Here is a 15,571-nt window from a genome sequence, read left to right as displayed (position 1 = left end):
TAATATGAATGCCGTGGTGCTGGCCAGCGGGGGACTCGACTCCACGGTGACGGCGGCGGTAGCCAAGCGAGACGGTTGCGACCTGTATCTGCTGACGGTCGCGTATGGACAGCGGCATCGCATCGAAGTCGAACGGGCACGTCAGATCGGTGTTGCGCTGGGGGCCGCCGGCCATTTGGTGTTGGAGCTGGACCTCCGGCCGATCGGCGGCTCGGCGTTGACCGGCGAACAGGCCGTCCCCAAGGATCGATCCGGGGCTGAGCGAGCGGAAGGCATTCCGGTCACCTATGTGCCGGCGCGCAATACGATCTTTCTGTCGCTGGCCCTGGCGTATGCAGAGACCCGGCAAGCGGCCTGGATCTACTTCGGCGCCAACGTGCTGGACTATTCCGGCTATCCGGATTGCCGGCCGGAGTACATCCGGGCCTTCGAGCAGGTGGCGCGTCTGGGGACCAAAGCCGGGGTGGGCGGGGCCGGGATCGGCATCAGGGCGCCGTTGCTCCAGATGACGAAGGCCGAGATCATCCGCCAGGGGCTGGCGTTGGGGGCGCCGTTGCACCTGACGCATAGCTGTTACGATCCCGCATCGGATGGGACCGCCTGCGGTCGATGCGACAGTTGCCGCATCCGGTTGGACGGTTTCAAGGCGGCCGGGATGGCCGATCCTATCGCCTATGCCGGCCCGCTGAGTTGAACGGAGTCCCATGTCGCCTGAAGAATTCTTCATGTATCTCACGATCGGGCTGATCGTCCTGGTGCCAATTTCCGCCAGACTTTACCGGTATTTCACCGCCGGCCAAGTCAAGCGGATGTTGCGGGAAGAGTTCGGCAAGGAGTCCAAGGCCGGCGAGCCGCGTCAGCCTGGAAATGGACCGAAAGGATCATGAGCATGGCCAATTGGATCGTCGCTGCGCTGAAATGCGGCCTCGTGAGCGGTGCGACCCTGATGGTATTGGCAACAGCCGCCCCGATGGCATCGGCGAAGCCGGATGTGCCGCCGGTTCCGGCGGAGTTCGGCAAGGGCGAGGCCAAGTTTAAGGCCAACTGCGCACGTTGCCATGGAGAGCGGGGCGTGGGGACCAGTCAAGGGCCGCCGCTGGTGCACAAGATTTATGAGCCCAATCATCATGGAGACCCGGCCTTCCAGCGGGCGGCGGCCAACGGGGTCCGCGCCCACCATTGGCAGTTCGGCGACATGCCCAGGATCGACGGGGTGACGCCTGACGATGTGGAACAGATCGTCAAATATGTCCGCTGGCTCCAGCGCCAGGCGGGGATCATGTAGGTGCGCTGATTCAGCGCGCGCTTCCGGCTCTCCGCCTGCGACCCTCCTCCGTGCCCGCATTTGACTTCCAGCGACGGTTCTTCATAAGCTGAATCGGATCTCGATTGAATGGCGCAAACAGCCGTTGTGCGGACTCGGCGCTCACCATGGATGGCCGGCCCTTCGCCGGGTTCGGCCTATAGCAGAGGAGGGGCTCATGAACATCTCATCATGGGGACGATGGGCACCGGTGCTGGGGGTGGGCGCCGTGCTGCTGATGACGACGGGCTGTATCATGCCGGCCATCGACGCGGGACATGAAGGTGTGTTGGTGCAGAAGCCGATCTTCTTCGGTCATGGTGGGGTCGACCCTGTCCCTATCCCCACCGGGCGCATCCTTGCGGCCTTGACGACCGAAGTGATCGACGTCGACATCCGGCCGACCCAGTACTCGGAACATTTCGACATCATCTCCTCGGAAAACGCCCCTGTGTCGTTCGATGCCTTCTTCATCGCCAATGTGGTGGAGGGGCGGTCGCCCGAGCTGATCGCGCGGTTTGGGCCCAACTGGTACACCAACAATATCAAAGAGGCGTTCCGGACCATCGTCAGGGAAGAGGTCCAGAAGTATGCGCTCTTCGAGCTGACCACTAAGTCCGCCACGCGGGTCAAGCTGCAGGACGCGATCGACCATGAGGTGCGGACCAGGATCATTGAAAAACAGAACGTTCCGGTCCGGCTGAACCGGGTGGTTGTGGGAGGCATCCTGCCGCCGAAAGGCGTCCTCGACCAGACGGCGCAGACGATCATTCAGGAGCAACGCCGCATCACGATGGTGGAGTTCCAGAAAGCCGAGGAGATGCGGGAGAAAGCGGAGCGGCAGCGAGGGATTGCGGACCGAGCCTACCGGGAAAGTCTCGGACTGACCGCGCCGGAATTCGTCGATCTGCGCCGGATCGAAGTGCAGAAAGAGATCGTGTCCCATGCCCCCAACTCCAATCTGACGATCATCATGGGAATGGAGAAGGTGGGGATCAACTTGCCGCCGATCGGCGCCGACAAATAGCATAGCAGGATGCTGAAAAAGGCTTCCGGCTTCGTTCTCGCATCGTTCACAGCCTCGACGTACAGCAAAAGTACGCCTCGGCTTTTCACTCGCTGCGGCCTTGCCGGAAGACCTTTTTGAGCATCCTGAACTGACGGACAAGATCGGATCGGGCCGGATTATTTTACCAGCCAGGCCCGGTAGGAGCGGGTGCGGGGCGGTTTGGTGAACTTCTGCACCCCGATCTGCCCCGGGTTCAAGACTTCCCCCGGCGCGGCCTTGCGGGCCGAGGACCGTTCGCTGCCGATCGGAACTCCGTGGTCGTCGTAAAAGTCAATCATCACATCCGCGCTTTCGCGCAGGCTGCCGTCATAGGCCGTGTTCAGCCAGTCCAGCCGTTGCAGGGCCTTGAACACGACGGTGACGGTGCCCTCTTCCTCCTCACGCACGCTTAAAATCTTCAGGGCGCGGTTCTGGTCCAGGCCGGGCCATTCCTTGCCCTGGCCACGATTGATCTCCCGCTCGATCACCGCCCTGACCTCCTGCGGATTGATCGTGGCGCGCACCTTGGCGTAGACCGTCCGCTCTTTGTCCGCCTGCTCCAGTACCTGCACGTCCTTCAGGTAGCCGGAAGCGATGACCTGGCGCACCTGATTGAGCAGTGCCTGGTCCGTCACGGACGCGGTGGCCTCGAGGAAGGGGCGGGCGCGATCGACGGCCATGCGGACGGCTTCCGTGTAGGCGATGTTCTTGGCCTCGGCGAGGCTGACCGGATCGTGGTAGGTATAACGGTAGTCCCCCACGATCTCGACCCGTTCGTTCTGAGCCGGTTGGGGAGGCTGCGACTGGGCCGGCCAGGACAGGCCCAGGCCGATTCCCACCGTCACGGCCAGCGCGACGCTCAATCGTCCGACTCGTTCTCTCTGCAACAGCATGAGGGCGCACCTCCTCTCGGAACGTTAGCGCAAGGTCCGGAGAAAATTGTCCGTGACGTCGGCGACGAGGGCTTCCCGGATAGCCGGTTCCTGTGGCACGGCGATTCCTTCATGGATCACGACGGTGGCTTCCTGGTACCAGATCGTCTGGCCGGAATGGGCTTCAAGGAGCGTGAGGGTCAACAGCCGCCGATATTCCGGCCTGCCGAATGAAACCGTGCCGAGGTTGGCGGCGCTTTCCCAGGACCCGTCGAACAGCAACACCCCGTCTGCTTTGACGAGTCGGGCGGCGTTCAGGATCGACTCCGTCCTGTCGCGGTCGGACATCGGGCTGCCGGCTTGAGAAGGGGCCATGCGTCGCTGGGCCGAGAGCGCCGCTTGATATTGCGTTTGCGATACGATCGTGAAACGACCGCTCTGCTGGAGCCGTTCGCCCATGGCCAAGCCGACTTGGTCCAGTTTGCCGCGGCTGGCGTCGGGGAGGCTGAACTGTTCCTCCAAGCTGGACGGCAGGACGATCGCAATGGTTCGGGTGTCGGTGGCCGGTCCCCGCAGCGGAGTTTTGACGGCTAGCTCGATGTCCATGCTGGTGGGAAAGTACATGCCCATGAAGCATCCGCCGGCGGTCAGCAGGACGCCGCCGAGTCCGAAGAAGCGGCAGGCGCGCACAAGGGATCGTGCCAGCGAGGGAATAATCAAGGCGCTCCTCGAAAAATAACCGGCGCGTTATGGTAGCGGTCGCGTAGCGCCCTTGCAAGAACTGTTTGCGCTGAGCCGCGCGCCGCGTCGTGCGCTGGAGCTTCCGGAAAATGATTGTTCACTGGTTCAGCAGGAGTCCTGCCATGGCCGCCAGGCCGCCAGCCAGGGACAGGAGAAAGCCGACTCCCCCGGTGACGAACCAGGGCTTGATCCTGGCCAGTTCCTCTTGCGCCAAGTGGGGATGCAAGTCAACGGGAGCCCACCACCATCGGGACGGCAGCACGATTTTTTTCGATAGAAAGCGGTAGAGCACCACGTGGTACCACAAGCCGGTCGGGATACCGACGACGAGGCCGAACAGCAGGGTCCAGAGCCCCACCGTCGTCATGAGCTGAGGCGTCAATAAAGTGGTTGCCAAGCCGAGCAGCCCGATAGCCAGCAAGGCGAGGAGTACCAACGCGATCTCCGGCATGGGGGAAATTGTACAAGATCGGGGCCGCTAGAGCTATGCAAGCGGGATCATAAAGCGCAGGGCCGCCTTGACTTGCCTTTCGCATGTTCCTAGACTCCAGTTTGTGACGGCATCGCAAGAACCAATTTGGCTCGATGAGCTGGCGGCCCGGTGTGGGATCGCGGCGGAGTATTACGACAACTGGGGGCGCCGGCACCGGACGTCCGAGCAAACCAAGCGGGCCGTGCTGGCTTCCATGGGCTATCAGGCGGAGCAGCCGGAATCCATCCGGGCCGCGGTGACCGCATGGGATGACGCATCCTGGCGGCAGCCCTGCGCGCCGGTGTTGGTTCGCCGGATCGATCAATCATTGGGCTCCTGGTCCTTCTCCGTTCCGGTGGAGGAGGCAGCGGCGCATGCACTGCGCATCGCATGGGAGATTCTGGATGAGTCCGGCCGTCTCCAGCAAAAAGGCGAGGCCGGGCCGGGCTTGGCTCCGGCTGAAACCAGGATGCTCGATGGCCGGCGTTATGCCCGCTATGCGGTGCCGCTCCCGGCCGGATTGGACTGCGGGTACTATGATGTGGTGGCTCGTGCCGGGACTGCCGCCGGCGAGGTGCGGGGCAGCCTGCGCCTGATCGTGACGCCGTCGCGATGTTACCTCCCGCCATCCCTACAAGAGGGGGCGCGCATCTGGGGATTGAGCCTGCAGCTCTATTCAATTCGGTCGTCCCGGAACTGGGGTATCGGGGATTTTGGGGATCTGGCCGCGATCGTCGAGCGCGCCGCCACGGATCTCGGCGCGGGGGTCGTGGGTCTCAATCCGTTGCATGCGCTGAAGAACACCAAGCCGTACCACATCAGTCCCTACTCACCGGACAGTCGTCTCTTCCTGAACGTCTTGTATGTGGCGGTGGAGCAAGTGCCGGAACTGGCTGAATCGGAGCCGGCCCGAAAGTTGCTCAGCGACGAGGGGTTTCAATCCTCCCTGTCTACGCTCCGGGCAAGCGAGTTGGTGGACTATGATCGGGTCTGCGCCGCAAAATTGGCCGTACTGGAAGCGCTTTTCCAGACTTTTCAAGAACGACACCTGCGCGATCATGGAGAGATGGCGGTCACCCAACGGGGGCAGACCTTTCTGGACTATGTACGGAAGGAAGGGGAGCGGCTCGAGCGATTTGCCCTGTTTCAGGCTCTCTCCGAAGAGTTGCGGCGGCGGCATCCGGATGTCTGGGAGTGGAAGGACTGGCCGGCGCCCTACCGCAACCCGGCTTCACCGGAGGTCGCGGCGTTCCGACAGGCGCAGGCGTTGCGCGTGCGTTTCCACCAGTACGTGCAATGGATTGCCGGCGAGCAGGTGGCGGCCATCGCGCAGCGGACCCGCACGCTGGGCATGCCGCTGGGGCTCTATCACGATCTGGCGCTCGGCGGCAGCCGGTCGGGCAGCGATGCCTGGGTCTTTCAAGATGTCCTGGCGTTGACGGTGGACAGCGGGTGCCCTCCCGATGCCTTTGCGTTGGAGGGGCAGAACTGGGGCTTTCCGCCGATGGATCCGCACCGGCTGCGGGCGAGCCGGTATCGTCTGTTCATCGAGCTCTTGCGCAAAAACCTGACGTACGGGGGTGCGCTCAGGTTGGACCATGTCATGGGCCTCTTCCGTCTGTTCTGGATTCCCCACGGCCTGCCGGCTTCCGCCGGAACCTATGTCACCTACCCGTTCGAGGATCTGTTGGGCATTCTGGCGCTCGAGAGCGTAAGACACAAGACGATGATCATCGGGGAAGATCTGGGCACGGTGCCCGATGAAGTCCGGGCGAGCTTGTCGGCGGCAGGGGTCTTATCCTACCGTGTCCTTTATTTCGAGAGGCAGGACGATGGCCGCTGGAAGGAGCCGGGCGGGTATCCGAGTCAGGCTGTGGCGGTGGTGACGACCCATGATCTGCCGACCCTGGCCGGGTATTGGGGCGGGAAGGATCTGGAGATCCGGCGGAGCCTGGGACTCCTGCCCGATGACCAGGCCTTGCGGACTGCGCAGGACGAGCGGGCGCAGGATTGCCGGCGCCTGCTGGAAGCCTTGCAGGCGGAGGGGCTCTGGCCGAGGCCGGACGATGCCGGGTCGCTTCCGGCCATGACGACCGAGTTGGCTCGGGCGATGCATCTGTTTCTGGCGCGCACGCCCTGCCGAGTGGTCTTGACCGCGCTGGACGATGTGGTTGGCGAGTTGTCGCAGGCGAACGTGCCGGGCACGTTGGATAGTTATCCCAACTGGTCCCGGAAGATGACGCTGCCGCTCGAAGCCTGGTGGACGGCGCCGGCCCTGGTGCAGCTGGCCGCCGATTTCAAGAAGGCCGGCCGGGCATAGGTGGGAGGATGACGCTCGTCGCCAAGCATCCCTTCGTCCTGGGTATCTCACTGGCCCTGTTCGTCGCGATCGTGAGCGCCGAAATGGTCACGCCGGCCAACGTGGTGATCGCCTACGGGTTCGTGCTTCCGATCCTGCTGATCGCGGCGGCTCGCAGCCGGCGGCTCATGTATGCCACGGTCGTTCTCTGTATCCTGGCGACCTATATCGGGCTGCTCAGGCCGACGAAGCCGGGCCGGTTCGTGTCCGCCCTCATCAACCGCTCCATGGTGGCGGGTGTGCTGGTCGGCGTGGCCTACCTGGCGATGACGAGGGAGGAACGGAAGGCCAGGGAGGAAGCGGCGCGCGCGGAACTCCTGCAGGCCAACGCCCAACTGGCCGAGATCAAGGACGCGCTCAACCGGGCCGAGCGGCTGGCTGCCGTGGGGCAACTGGTGGCGTCCGTGGCCCATGAAGTGGGGACCCCGCTCCATTCCATCGCCTGGCACGTGCAGGCGCTGGGGGAGGATCCTGCCATCACCCCGGAGATGCGCAAGCGGGTGGAGATCGTGGACGTGCAGATCAACCGGGTGGTGCGGATTATCGAAGAGCTGCTCTCCTCCACCCGGCAGCGGAAGCCCCGGCTGACGCCGTTGCCGGTGGAGCGTCTCGTGCCGCCCGTCGTGGCGCTGATGGCGCCCTCCTTTGCCGCCAAAGGTGTGACGCTGACTGCCGAGCCCTGGAAGGGCGATCCCCTGCTCTGGGGCGATGTGGAACAGCTCCAGCAAGTGCTGGTCAATCTGATCGCCAACGCGCTGGCGGCGACGAAGCCGGGCGGCCGGGTAACGATCTCGGTGGGCCAGCGGCCGGTGACGTTGGAGGAAGCCGAAGCCCGACACCGCGCGGGTGAGCCTCCCGCCGCAGCCATGGTGACGCTGACCGTGCTCGATACCGGCTGCGGCATGCCGGAGGAACATGTGAGCCAGGCCTTCGAGCCGTTTTTCACCACCAAGGCCATCGGGGACGGCAGCGGCCTGGGGTTGTTTCTGAGCCGGCAAATCGTCCACGCCCACAATGGAGTCTTGTCGATCGAGAGCCAGGTGGACAAGGGCACCACCGTCGTGATCGCGCTTCCCGCTTGCGCCCCGCCACAGGGCGCGTCGGCCGGCGCGGTTCCGGCTGAAGGAGAGGGTCGTGTCGGCTGACGCCAAGATTCTGGTTGCGGAAGATGATGCGGCGGCGCGCGAGCTGCTTGTGGAAGCCCTCAAGAAGGAGGGCTATGAAGTCGAGGCTGTCGCCGGAGGGCGGGAGGCGATTGAGCGGGGCCGGCAGGCCCAGTTCGATCTGGTCCTCACGGACATCCGCATGGGGGACGTCAGCGGGTTCGAAGTGCTGCAGGCGTACAAGGCCTCCAATCCGGATACGCCGATCGTGCTGCTCACGGCGTTCGGATCCATGGAGGGGGCGATCGAAGCGATGAAGCAGGGCGCCTACGATTACCTGGCCAAGCCGTTTCGACGGGAGGAAGTCAAGCTGGTCGTGCGGCGCAGTCTGGACCACCGGCGGCTCATCCGCGAGAATGCGAAGTTCCGGGAAGAGCTACGGGATCGCGACAGCCGCTCTCCGCTGGTCGGCAGCAGTCCGCCGATGCTGGAGGTCTACAAGCTGGTGGCCAAGGTGGCGGCCGGCAGGAGCACCGTGCTCCTGGAAGGGGAAAGCGGTACCGGCAAGGAATTGGTGGCCCGCGCGATCCATTCCAATAGTGCGCGGCGGGACGGACCCTTCGTACCGCTCAATTGCGCCGCCTTGCCAGAAACCCTGCTCGAGTCCGAGCTGTTCGGTCATGAGCGGGGGGCCTTCACGGGCGCGGTCGGGGCCAAGCCGGGGCTGTTCGAAACGGCCAACGGCGGTACGCTGTTTCTGGACGAGATCGGCGACATCAGCCCGGCCTTACAGGTGAAACTCCTGCGGGTGTTGCAGGAGCAGGAGGTCCGGCGGGTCGGCGGCACGGCGGTGGTTCGGCTGGATTGCCGTCTGATCGCGGCGACGAACCGGGATCTGGCGGCGTTGGTGAAAGAGGGGCGGTTCCGCGAAGACCTTTTTTATCGGCTGAACGTGGTGCGCATCACTCTTCCGCCTTTACGCGAGCGGCGCGAGGACATTCCCATGCTGGCCCACCATTTTCTCCAGCAAGCCGCCGACGGTCCGGCGCATCCGATTCGCGGGTTTTTGCCGGAGACGATGGCCTGTCTGCAGCAATATGCCTGGCCCGGCAACGTGCGCGAGCTGGAGAACGTGATCGAGCGGGTCGTCTCGTTGAGCCGCGGGCCGCTGGTGCTCCCCAGCGATCTGCCGGAAGCCGTTCGCCAAGCCAGCGGTGATGCGGTCCCCGGCTTGGCAGGCCGCGCAACCGGCGGGTCCGGCGCGTTGCTCACCTTGGAGGCAATGGAAAAGCGGTACCTCCAACAGGTGTTGCAGGAAACCGGAGGCAACAAGGTGCAAGCCGCCAAGATCCTCGGCATCGACCGGCGGACCCTCTATCGCATGGCCGAGCGGTTCGGGCTGGACTTGGGCGAGGGGAGTGGGGACTAGAGTAACCCCAGGGCGTTCTTGACGAGCCGCAGTTGATTCTCCGCGCTCTGAGGCAGGGGCGTGGGGTAGGGCTTCCAGGATTCGAGCAGTCCGTCCTTGCCCTCATAGATCACCTGGATCGTCAGGCGTGTGGCGGTTTCTCCTTCCGGCGCGAGCGTCACGTCCACGCGGCTGCGGCCTGTGCCGAACCGCCTGCGGAGCAGCCAGTCCGAGGGGCTGTCGATTTCCTGGCGATAGCCGGTGGTCAGGACGTGGTCCCCTTCCTCTCCGCCGTTCACACGATAGCCCCCGTCCTGCAGCACCTGAATGACCGCCGTGCGCACCTTCGTCTCAGGCACCGGCAAGATGGCTTGCGCCTGGTCGGCATCCTTCTGTGTGCCGAGCCAGGAACAGCCGGCGGCTGCAGCACAGAGGACGATGATCGGGAACCAGTGTGAACGACCAACTGACGGGCGCGGGGTGACCATGGCAAGAACCTCCGGGCGAGAGGCTATTTTTTCAGCCGATAGACCAGATGGGTGTCGGTCTGTGCAACCCCCTCGATGGCGTGGATTTTCGCCAGCACCAGCGTGGAGAGGGCATCCTGGTCGGACACCTCGACCACGGTGAAGATGTCCGGCTTGCCCCAACAGGCATCGATGGTTTTGATTTCTTTGATCGTCGACAAGGCCAGAACCACGTTGGCGGTCTGCCCCGGCATCACGTTGATTAGCACATAGGCTCGTTCAGGCATTGTGGTTTTCCGGTCCTTAGCTGTGCGCTGCCGCGCGGGTGATCGTGGGCAAATCCCTGGGTGCCGGCGGAGGAAAGTAACGAATGCGCGGCAGCAAGTCAATAAAAAATGCGGTGAGAGAGGCCGTGTCCACCGTCGGTCTGCCCCCAGTTAACCATGGTCCGGACGATCTCCGCAAGAGGTGGCTACGGATTGGCTTCAATTTCGCGAAGGCGCTTGTCCAGTTGTTGGTTGGATTGGTTGGCGGCGTTGACCGCCTGGTCGGCTTCGCCCAGGGTCGCCGCCTTGGTTTTTTCGATCACGCCGGTCACCGGGGCGGCCGCTTTGTCCAGGGCTGCCTTCATCTGGTCCGCCTTGCCTTTCATGTCGCCGAGGAGCTCCTTCCCTGTGGTGGTCCGCCGGCCCGGCTGCCTGGTGGTCTCCGCCAGGCGCTCGTTCATGCCGGAAAAATATATGAGATAGACGGAGCCACCTAGGAGCAGCATGATCGAAGTCCGGAGCAAGAGTTTCAAAACGAGGTTCTGCAGCATGCGCGAAACCATCACCGCACAGACGATAAGGACAAGCGCGGTCAGTCCGACGCCGAGCTGGAATTGTGAAGGGAGCGGAATGGTCGTGCCGGCAAACCGGTCCAGCCATGAGGGCCCGGCCGGTTCGGCCTGGATCGGTTGGGGGGCAACCGGCGGCGTTGCCTGACCGGCTGGCTTGGCCAGTCTGGACAGGCCGGCCGGGGTTTGAAACTCCGGCTCGGGCGGTGCAGTCGGTGCGGCTGCGTCTTGCACCGGCTGGAACGTGACGGCGTCGAGGGCTTGCACTTGGCCCTGGTACTTGAGCGGTATCGTATCCCGCTGACTGGAGAAGGTGGCGACTCCCTGATCATCCACATAGCGATAGACAACCTCCCCGGACCAGGCAAGGGGGGCAAGACTCAGCAACGTGAGCAGGAAGATGGAGGGAAGAAACCAGAGGCGGGCTGACGGGATGGCTGCAACAAGAGGATAACCGGGCATCGACACCCCTTCCTCAAGATTATGGGAAGGGTACAGAAAGGCCGGGATGAGAGTCAAGGAGAATGACGTGCCGGCCATCGGAGCTGTTGACTTTGCATGGACGGTCCTCTACTCCTAGCATCGCGGTTGGCTTGATCGTGCGCACTCGTCTCCGGCCTGGAGGAACGGCGATGCTGTCGGTAGAGACTCTAAAAGCGCTGTTGCATCTCAAACCCCTGCCGGTGGAAGGGGGTTATTATGCCGAATCGTACCGGTCTGCGGAATCTCTTCCCGGGGAGGCCCTCCCTGGCCGCTACGAAGGGGCCCGATCATTCGGGACAGGGATCTATTACTTGCTGACGCCGGATACTTGTTCGGTGCTGCACCGGCTCAAGAGCGACGAGGTCTATCATTTTTACTTGGGGGATCCGGTGGAACTGCTGCAACTCGGTCCCGGTGAGTCCGGAACGGTGGTCACCCTGGGGCCGGACCTCGAGGCCGGGATGCGGGTACAGCATGTCGTGTCGCGGGATTTGTGGCAGGGGTCACGATTGTGCAAGGGGGGGCGGTGGGCCCTCTTAGGCACGACGATGACCCCGGGGTTCGATTTTTCTGATTTTGAGGCGGGAGGCCGGGAGCCGTTGCTCCGAGCCTACCCGCAGTTTGAGGAATTGATCCTGGCCCTGACCAAGACCCCGTAGGCCGCTACGAAAGACCGCTACAAACGGCCGGCCAGCGGGGCTATTTTTTCACGACCGGCTTTTCGGCTGGTTTGTCGGCCGGTTTGGGCTCCTGCTTCTCGACGTTCAGCACCTTCACATCGAAGACCAAATCCTTGCCGGCGAGCGGGTGGTTGAGGTCGAGCACCACGGTCTTCTCTTCCACCTTCTCCACCGTCACCGGTCGGCCGTCCGCCGATCGGAGGAGCTGCCCCGCCTTGATGCCGGCTGGCACCTTGGTCTTGTCCACGGAAACCTTGGCCTTGGCGTCATAGGTGCCGTAGCCTTGCGCCGCCGGAACGTCGATGCGCTTTTTGTCGCCTGTTTTTAGGCCGACCATGGACTTTTCGAGCCCTGGCACGATCTCGTGGGCGCCCTGAGTAAAAGAAAATGGCGCCTGGCCCACGTTGGAATCCGCGACGGATTTGTCGGGCAGTGTGAGCGTGTACTCGATCGTGACTTTCATGCCATCCGCCACCGTCAAGCCGGTTTCGGCCGGAGCCAGTTGGGTCCAGAGCAGCAAGCTGGCAAGGGTCAGTGCGGCACTCCTAAGCCCGGTCACGGTCTGTGGCATGGGCAGACTCCTCTTATCCGGACGGTCAACGTGTGGCGCGTGGTTTCGGCGCCTGGGCGTGAGACGGAGGGCCTTGAGTCCCCCAGGAGCGCACTTCGTGCCGCCGGCGCGACGGGTCGGCATACTGGACCGGCCGCCTGGGTTGATGACGACGCACCTCCTCCTCCGGCTCCTGGACGGCCGGCGTCGGCAGGGGCATCAGCTCCGGAGCCTGCAGCCGGCGAGTCTCGATGCGGAGGCGGCGCACCATGTACAGGTATTCGCGCTCTTCCTGGGCGGTGAGAATCAGGACCGTCGCGCCCTCCTTCTCCGCGCGTCCGGTCCGTCCGGCCCGATGCACGTAGGAGTTCGGGGTCGAGGGCAGCTCGTAATGGATGACGCTGGCCACGTCCGGGATATCCAGCCCGCGCGCGGCCACGTCGGTCGCGACGAGGGACTTGATGCGGCCGGCCCGGAAGGCCGAGAGGGTCCGCTCGCGCTGGGCCTGCGAGTGGTTGCCGGTGATCGCCCCGACCGAGGCCGACTCGCCACCGAGCCGGGCCGCCAGTTTGCGCACCTTATACTTCTGCTCGCAGAAGACCATGGCACGTCCGCCGGCCGGCAGGCTGCCCAGCAGCGTGTGCACTAGGCGGACCCGCATGTCTTCGCCCGGCACGACGTAATAACCATGGGAAATCTTGACCGGTGAACTCACCCCCATGTCCACTTTGGCCTGGACGGGGTTGCGCATCATCGTTTCGGCCAGCGCTTGAATCTCCGGGGCGAAGGTGGCCGAAAAGAGCAGGGTCTGTCGCTGCTTGGGCAAGTACTCCAGGATCTGCCGGATATCCCGAAGGAACCCGCGATCCAGCATCTGGTCGGCTTCGTCCATGACCAGGTACTGCACGTGGCTCAGGTTCAGGTGCTTGGTTCTGAGCAAGTCCAGCAGGCGTCCCGGTGTGCCCACGATCACGATGGGCGGACGTTGCAACGCCCGATAGTGCCGCACCAGCGGAACGCCGCCGTACACGGAGAGGGACGTCAGCGCCCGCGGCGCATACTTCCGGAACTCCGTCTCGATCTGGAGCGCCAGCTCGCGTGTCGGCGCCAAAATGAGCGCGTTGGGGAGCTGGGGTTGGCCGGTCGGCTGGCGGCGCGGGCCGGCCGCATGAGCCGGGTCCGTTACCGGCGCTGGCGTCGGGCGCACGGCTTTTTCGATCAGCGGAATCAAGAACGCCAAAGTCTTGCCGCTGCCGGTCTTGGCTTGGGCCAGCACATCCCGCCCCTCGATCGCGGGCTGGATGGCAGCCTGCTGGATGGGGGTGGGGGTGGTGAGTCCCTGACTGGTCAGGCGCTCGGTGAGAAAAGCAGACAAGTGGAAATCAGCAAAGGTCGATGCCATCGCGTCGTAAAACTCCTCGGATTAGGGATATTGTCTTGGACGAGAGGTGGAACGTAAGAAAGGAAGAAGCGGCCGACGATCCAGAGGAGAAACGCCTTGGGGCTGGCTTCCGATCAGATTCCCGAGCAAAACAACATCAGTGTCGGGCCTTGTTAGCGCGTCTCCACACCTGGCCCATGGTCGTGGAACGTGGCTCACCATACCACAGGGTCGGCGGGAATGCAACCGCAGAGTTTGTCGAGGCCGGGAAGCGGACCTTGAACAAGTTCACAATGATCGCAGTCAGCCGAAGTCCACGTCCCTGTGGTGCCAGCCGTAATTCGCCATTCCAAGCCCTCAGCGCTCGCCTCGATTGATCGATTCCTGTCCGTTTTGCACGATTACTGAAAGATCGGCCCCAGTTCTTTCGCTTACGTGTTGATATGCGTGTTATATGAGCCGCCAGGTCCACAACTGACCTGCCTTGTAGAACACCAGAATGCCTCACCGAACTGCCTGACTTTATGGGCATGTTAGGCCGTCCATCGCTCCGATCTTCAGTTGCCGGTCCGGCTGGCCGATAGAGCAACTATTCGCCAGGCGGGCATCGTCTGAGTCTGTTCCTGTTTATGGAACGACCGGCGAATGGGGGCCCATTCTGAAGGGCGCGGATAGGCTCAAACGTTTGCGTTCATTCGATGGTTAGACAAGGAGGCGGCATATGATACGAAGAGGCTCCTGTGTAAATACGTGGTGCGCTTGTCTAGGGATATTGCTCATGATGGCCGGGTGCAGCAACAAGCAGGTGGCGACATCGGTGCAAGATCAGGCGTTCATGTCCGGTTCCATCGGGAATTCGGACGAAATCCGTGTGACGGACTTCTCCGGCCCTGTGTCCACGACTGCGTCCAGAGGATCGGATGGCGCTGCTGACGCGGCCGCATCGGCCATGTCTGCGGCGCGGGCGGCCAGGTTGGCGGCGGTGTCCGCTTCCTTGGCGGATGTATACTTTGACTATGATCGGAGCACGCTCAACGAGGAAGGGCGGGCGAAGCTCGAGGCCAATGCCCGGCTGCTCAGGGAGGAGCAGGACTGGCAGTTGGTGATCACGGGCCATTGCGACGAACGGGGCAGTCAAGACTACAACTTGGTGTTGGGGGAGCGGCGCGTCCAGGCCGTTCAGCGCTATCTCTCCGACCTGGGAATTTCGATGTCCAAGGTGCAGCTGGCCAGCTATGGGAAGGAGAAACCTTTCTGCACCAAGTCAAACGAGGATTGCTGGAGGCAGAACCGACGGGCGCATTTCGCGATGCGCTAATCCGTTCGAGTCGGTGTGAAGTGAGGCGTGGGGGTGGGGCTGTTGTCATACGGGCTCCACCCCCGCGCTGTTTTCTGCGACCGATTTCTTGACGGTGGCTGTTTTTGCGGGAGTCGGCTCGAGTCAGATGTATTGAGATACTACGGCTGAGCGGGGGCGGAGAGAACCTCGCGGACTTTCTTGAGGAGGTCGTCGGCGCTGAACGGTTTTTGAAGCAAGACAATCGCTTCGCCCGGGGCCACGCGGCCCAACAGGTGGCTATCCTCGTAGCCGGACATAAAGAGCACGCGCATATCGGGGCGCAATGCCCGGGCCTGGGTGGCGAGATCGTAGCCGTGCAGGTAAGGCATCAAGACGTCCGTGAGCAGGAGATGGATGGGCTCCGGATGCTGTTTGCAGAGCTGGATGGCATGCACGGCGTGGCGTGGGTCCAGGGTTGTATAGCCGTGCATGGTGAGGATCCGGCAGGCGAGTTGCTGGATGGCCGGCTCGTCATCTACGACTAAGATAGTGGCGGTTTGAGTCGCGGTCGTCGTTGCCATGGATCGTTC

Annotated in this window: 18 protein-coding genes; 9 read left to right on the top strand and 9 right to left on the bottom strand. The window is 63.3% G+C overall.

Going from position 1 to position 15,571, the window contains the following annotated elements; all coding sequences use genetic code 11:
- The first annotated feature begins 4 nt into the window (after positions 1-4).
- From queC to EPO61_02580, 4 genes are all read left to right on the top strand, one after another.
- Positions 5-694 (top strand): 7-cyano-7-deazaguanine synthase QueC, encoded by a 690-nt coding sequence (gene queC / locus EPO61_02595; protein ID TAJ10343.1) that lies wholly within the window; start codon positions 5-7, stop codon positions 692-694.
- 10 nt (positions 695-704) lie between these two features.
- A complete protein-coding gene (locus EPO61_02590; protein TAJ10342.1) occupies positions 705-887 on the top strand; it encodes a hypothetical protein in 183 nt (60 codons plus the stop codon).
- Positions 884-1,285 carry a cytochrome c gene (locus EPO61_02585; GenBank protein ID TAJ10341.1) on the top strand — a complete coding sequence of 134 codons (402 nt, stop codon included), beginning with the start codon at positions 884-886 and terminating at the stop codon, positions 1,283-1,285. The genes EPO61_02590 and EPO61_02585 overlap by 4 nt, the downstream gene beginning before the upstream one ends.
- A gap of 196 nt (positions 1,286-1,481) precedes the next feature.
- Positions 1,482-2,330, top strand: coding sequence for a hypothetical protein (locus tag EPO61_02580; GenBank protein TAJ10340.1), 849 nt, complete (start codon positions 1,482-1,484; stop codon positions 2,328-2,330).
- A gap of 158 nt (positions 2,331-2,488) precedes the next feature.
- Here the strand turns inward: EPO61_02580 and EPO61_02575 are convergent, their stop codons facing one another.
- The 3 genes from EPO61_02575 to EPO61_02565 form a co-directional block, all read right to left on the bottom strand.
- Positions 2,489-3,244 carry a hypothetical protein gene (locus EPO61_02575; protein TAJ10339.1) on the bottom strand — a complete coding sequence of 252 codons (756 nt, stop codon included), beginning with the start codon at positions 3,242-3,244 and terminating at the stop codon, positions 2,489-2,491.
- 24 nt (positions 3,245-3,268) lie between these two features.
- Positions 3,269-3,913 (bottom strand): hypothetical protein, encoded by a 645-nt coding sequence (locus tag EPO61_02570; GenBank protein ID TAJ10338.1) that lies wholly within the window; start codon positions 3,911-3,913, stop codon positions 3,269-3,271.
- Positions 3,914-4,061: 148 nt separating this feature from the next.
- On the bottom strand, positions 4,062-4,415 hold the full coding sequence (locus EPO61_02565) for a hypothetical protein (GenBank protein ID TAJ10337.1): 354 nt from the start codon (positions 4,413-4,415) through the stop codon (positions 4,062-4,064).
- 103 nt (positions 4,416-4,518) lie between these two features.
- On the opposite strand from EPO61_02565, the gene malQ reads away from it, so the two are divergent.
- From malQ to EPO61_02550, 3 genes are read left to right on the top strand one after another with little or no spacing between them, the layout of a single operon-like run.
- Positions 4,519-6,756, top strand: coding sequence for a 4-alpha-glucanotransferase (malQ, locus tag EPO61_02560; protein TAJ10336.1), 2,238 nt, complete (start codon positions 4,519-4,521; stop codon positions 6,754-6,756).
- Positions 6,757-6,764: 8 nt separating this feature from the next.
- Complete coding sequence (locus EPO61_02555) at positions 6,765-7,940, top strand: hypothetical protein (GenBank protein TAJ10335.1); 1,176 nt, start codon at positions 6,765-6,767, stop codon at positions 7,938-7,940.
- A complete protein-coding gene (locus EPO61_02550; protein TAJ10334.1) occupies positions 7,930-9,327 on the top strand; it encodes a sigma-54-dependent Fis family transcriptional regulator in 1,398 nt (465 codons plus the stop codon). Before EPO61_02555 ends, EPO61_02550 begins: the two co-directional genes overlap by 11 nt.
- Here EPO61_02550 and EPO61_02545 read toward each other — a convergent pair.
- From EPO61_02545 to EPO61_02535, 3 genes are all read right to left on the bottom strand, one after another.
- Positions 9,324-9,794: a hypothetical protein gene (locus tag EPO61_02545; GenBank protein TAJ10333.1), complete on the bottom strand. Its 471-nt coding sequence runs from the start codon at positions 9,792-9,794 to the stop codon at positions 9,324-9,326. The genes EPO61_02550 and EPO61_02545 overlap by 4 nt on opposite strands.
- A 23-nt stretch (positions 9,795-9,817) precedes the next feature.
- The gene (locus EPO61_02540) at positions 9,818-10,060 is read right to left on the bottom strand and encodes an Lrp/AsnC family transcriptional regulator (protein TAJ10332.1); all 243 of its coding nucleotides are present in this window, start codon (positions 10,058-10,060) and stop codon (positions 9,818-9,820) included.
- A 185-nt stretch (positions 10,061-10,245) separates the two neighbouring features.
- Entirely contained in the window at positions 10,246-11,148 is a 903-nt protein-coding gene (locus EPO61_02535; GenBank protein TAJ10331.1) for a DUF4124 domain-containing protein, read from the bottom strand.
- A 92-nt stretch (positions 11,149-11,240) separates the two neighbouring features.
- Between EPO61_02535 and EPO61_02530 the strand changes: the two genes are divergently transcribed.
- The gene (locus EPO61_02530; protein TAJ10330.1) at positions 11,241-11,750 is read left to right on the top strand and encodes a cupin domain-containing protein; all 510 of its coding nucleotides are present in this window, start codon (positions 11,241-11,243) and stop codon (positions 11,748-11,750) included.
- 40 nt (positions 11,751-11,790) lie between these two features.
- Here the strand turns inward: EPO61_02530 and EPO61_02525 are convergent, their stop codons facing one another.
- Both EPO61_02525 and EPO61_02520 read right to left on the bottom strand, forming a co-directional pair.
- Complete coding sequence (locus EPO61_02525; GenBank protein TAJ10329.1) at positions 11,791-12,465, bottom strand: hypothetical protein; 675 nt, start codon at positions 12,463-12,465, stop codon at positions 11,791-11,793.
- Positions 12,368-13,723 (bottom strand): DEAD/DEAH box helicase, encoded by a 1,356-nt coding sequence (locus EPO61_02520; GenBank protein ID TAJ10328.1) that lies wholly within the window; start codon positions 13,721-13,723, stop codon positions 12,368-12,370. Before EPO61_02520 ends, EPO61_02525 begins: the two co-directional genes overlap by 98 nt.
- 700 nt (positions 13,724-14,423) lie before the next feature.
- Between EPO61_02520 and EPO61_02515 the strand changes: the two genes are divergently transcribed.
- Positions 14,424-15,020 (top strand): peptidoglycan-associated lipoprotein, encoded by a 597-nt coding sequence (locus EPO61_02515; protein TAJ10327.1) that lies wholly within the window; start codon positions 14,424-14,426, stop codon positions 15,018-15,020.
- 140 nt (positions 15,021-15,160) lie between these two features.
- Here EPO61_02515 and EPO61_02510 read toward each other — a convergent pair whose 3' ends face one another.
- Positions 15,161-15,562, bottom strand: a complete 402-nt coding sequence (locus tag EPO61_02510; GenBank protein TAJ10326.1) for a response regulator — start codon at positions 15,560-15,562, stop codon at positions 15,161-15,163.
- Between the last annotated feature and the right edge of the window lie 9 nt (positions 15,563-15,571).

It is taken from the genome of Nitrospirota bacterium (assembly GCA_004296885.1).
Classification (GTDB): Bacteria; Nitrospirota; Nitrospiria; order Nitrospirales; family Nitrospiraceae; genus SYGV01.
Note: the sequence above shows the minus strand (reverse complement) of the source record. Positions and strands in the feature narration are given on the sequence as shown.